Origin of the sequence: Dorea sp. YH-dor226, from assembly GCF_039832105.1 — a bacterium.
Lineage (GTDB): Bacteria > Bacillota > Clostridia > Lachnospirales > Lachnospiraceae > Dorea_A.
Window position 1 is genome coordinate 1 of record NZ_JBDOHS010000034.1, and the last position, 3,293, is coordinate 3,293.

The following is a 3,293-nucleotide window of genomic DNA, read 5'->3' on the forward strand; positions in this document are numbered from 1 at the left end:
AAAGGAACATATGTAACTGGAGTCGAAAGTGGTTCCCAAACTCCGGAATCAGCGGCTCTGTTCCACCGGAATGGTGGCTCTCAAATCCCGGACTGGTGGCTCAAAGAGAGCCGGAATATTCACCCATCTAGATTGCTACTCGCAAATATTACTAAAATCATAAAATGATGATATTGTAATACGCGGGTGGATCTTGCTCTTAAAATATGCAAAATAAAAACCTCTGTATCTATTAGCTTCTAATAGACACAAAGGCTTCAATAGATTATCAATATTAAATTTGTTTGATTCTACAAGAGAGCAAGATCCACCCCAGTAATACAATATCACAATTTTTGCTCTATTGTATTTCTACGGGATTATGTCTTGATAGGGATTTTGATTCCCCATACCCTTGATACAGACGTCAGGGATGTCTACTGACTTTCACATAAATATAAGCGCAGCAGTCGAAAATAGATTGTCAAAATATTTTTAACATCTCCACTTCATATAAGCAGACAGAATATACACAAAATAGCGTTTGATGCTTTAATATTGATATCGTTCATGTTTATTTTTCTCTTATGTGAGAAATAGTTGCATTAATAATTTTATTACTGCCATTCAATCTTCACTTCGTATTCACCTGTTGGACTTGCCAACATTCCACCAAGTACCGTTTCAGCATTACTTTTCGCAATATCCAAAACTCCTTTTTCAACAGCTCTATCAATCATTTTATCTTTCAATTCTTTTTGAGCATCATTTAGATCTTCCACGCTGATTGGATTAAAGATATTATTTGATTCATCTAATTTCTGAAAGGAATCATTATCGATATCTGCCCCAGTGATCTCTACTTCTGGTAATTTTACAATGATTGTATCTCCACTTTCTACTACCTCCGCCTTAGTAAGATCTTTAATGCCCGCTTTTACAGTGCCATCATAGGATATAATAAAACTCTTTTCTGTAAAGGGAATTTCCCAGTCTTTAAATTTTTTTGAATCTGATTTCGTCAATACATCTGTGCATAAATAACTTCCCGTATTAAGTTCTGCCGTTGCTTCTAATTTTTCTTTGACCACTTCAACATTAGTGATTGTTTCATGTTCACTCTTATTTAAAATATTATCCACAAAATGATTGTACAACAAATATCCACCACCACACAGCAAAGCTACAACTAAAATAATTGATAATATTTTTATTGCTACTCCTTTAAATATATCTTTCATATCTCTTTTCTCCTTCTCTTTAGTAAATCCTAATTACAAAAACGCAGTAATTAAGCCAAATAAAGCAAACAAACAAATTACAATGCTAATAATTATCAAAATTGCTTTACCTGTGCCTTTTAATTTCTTACTGCATATCAAAAAAACAATTCCGATAATCAACAAAACCACAAACAACATTAATGCAGACATATTTTCTCCTTCCGTATTTTCTGTAACACTCTTTATCTTTTTACAAGTACATTTTCACTATTAGTAATTTATTTTCAACACATAATCCACTTACTGTTCGCTTATTACAATAAGAGAACAAATGATTGAAAATTATATGTGCTAACGAATCTCAATTGAACTAAAAACCTATTTCATATTCCAAATATCTTCTGGATTCATTCTGAGTTTCACTTAACACCGTTGCATTTCCAGTACATTTCATTCCCTTTAGAACCGCATCAATTTTTATCGCCTCACTCTCTTTCAAACCGGAAGAATTGCTGAGCTTTAGCATAAATTTCTGATGAAGCAACGGAGCATGCTCATTCATTCTCATTTCTACAAGGCCATTTATGCTTGGGTCATATTTCATATATTTCAATTTTGGCTTTACCGGAGTATGTCCTGGGCATTCCATCTCCGCTGCAATTTCTACTGTTGAATACTTCTTATTTTCATTATTTTGTTCTACGTCAATGGATGCTATTGGCTTTGCAGTTACTTTTTTACTTACTTTCTTTTCCGAAAATGATGTTTTTTCTTCTTTGTAGGTAACTTTGAAATGCTTTGCTCCAAGATCCTGTGCAATCTTTTGCAATTCGCTTATACGTACCTGTTTCAAATAATTAAAGTATTCATCAAGAGCAATATAAGAATCTCTATCACTTGGATCCACATAATAAAACTCACTGTCACAATCCGGATAAAATGATAAACCGTATGAATCTATAGAATCTCGAAAAATATTTACGATATGCAGTCCTTTTTGATCAGACAGAAAACCAATCGAACCTTTGCACACCTCGCTTTCTGCATGTTTCTTATCTCTATCGGTTATTCTGATAAATCTGGACATAAGAAAATCAGTATCATTTAAAGTTTCTAAAAATATCGGCTGCAAAGTTTTCAATTCTAATTGACGTGCTTTTTCATCTGTAGTTTCCTTTAACGTCTGAGCACCCTTTTTCATAACATTTCCAACAGATCCAGCGATTACAGAAACATCTTCTAAATCAAATTTACCATCAGCATTCTGATCCGCCACTTGAATTGTAATATCTTTTGATTTCTCCAAAAAATCTTTTGCATTTTTCCCCACATTTAAAACTAATTTACCAAACTTTTTCTCCATCGTTTCCTTAAGACAACTACTATCATCTTTCCCCTTTCAATTTACTCTTTACACAAGATAACATTCCACTTTACTTAAACAAAGTATACCATCTATATACTTACAATTCAATCCAGACAATTGAAAACCTCATCCTTCATTCTTCTATATTTACTGCACCATCCCCACCCCAATTATACTCTAACACGTACAAAAGCATTGCCACTTTTCCGACAATGCTTTTATATCCTCCGTAAAATACTAAATGCCATATGCTCTACTTTTCGCCATTTACAACTTTATATATTTAAAATCCTGCTTCCTTAAGCGCATTGTTAATCTGTGCCTCTGTATAACCATAATATCGCATCATTTCTGTGATTCCGCCTCGAGATTGTCCCGATGAATTTTGCTTTACGTACAGGATTGCCTGTTCATCAAAATCCACATCCATATGATCAACTGCAAATGTTGCATCTTCTACACTAAAATAGTCAAATCCAACCAATACATCATTAATCAAATAATCCCGTGATACATGCCAGAAATTCTCTTCTTCATATGCCCGTATTACCGCATTTTTCTGACTATTCGTTAATTCTATGGTATAATCTTTTGTCTCTAATTCTGATATTGTCAATATTGGTTGACACATTTATCTCAAAGATATCACTGACTATGCAGCCAGGTCCAAAGATTGATAGTATCTCTGGCGCTTGATGATCGGAGGAAGCCCACCATTAGCAGAG

Annotated in this window: 3 protein-coding genes; all 3 read right to left on the reverse strand. The window is 33.8% G+C overall.

Features of this window, described 5'->3' with window-relative positions; translation table 11 throughout:
• Positions 1-596: 596 nt before the first annotated feature.
• On the reverse strand, positions 597-1,220 hold the full coding sequence (locus ABE547_RS14555) for a DUF4230 domain-containing protein (protein ID WP_347379404.1): 624 nt from the start codon (positions 1,218-1,220) through the stop codon (positions 597-599).
• 352 nt (positions 1,221-1,572) lie between these two features.
• Entirely contained in the window at positions 1,573-2,565 is a 993-nt protein-coding gene (locus ABE547_RS14560) for a hypothetical protein (RefSeq protein WP_347379405.1), read from the reverse strand.
• 286 nt (positions 2,566-2,851) lie between these two features.
• A complete protein-coding gene (locus ABE547_RS14565; RefSeq protein ID WP_347379406.1) occupies positions 2,852-3,184 on the reverse strand; it encodes a hypothetical protein in 333 nt (110 codons plus the stop codon).
• Positions 3,185-3,293: the final 109 nt, after the last annotated feature.

Excerpts from the sequence above, each read along its gene's own strand:
- ABE547_RS14555 (WP_347379404.1), bottom strand. The coding sequence starts at position 1,220 with ATGAAAGATATATTTAAAGGAGTAGCAATAAAAATATTATCAATTATT.
- ABE547_RS14560 (WP_347379405.1), bottom strand. The coding sequence starts at position 2,565 with ATGGAGAAAAAGTTTGGTAAATTAGTTTTAAATGTGGGGAAAAATGCA.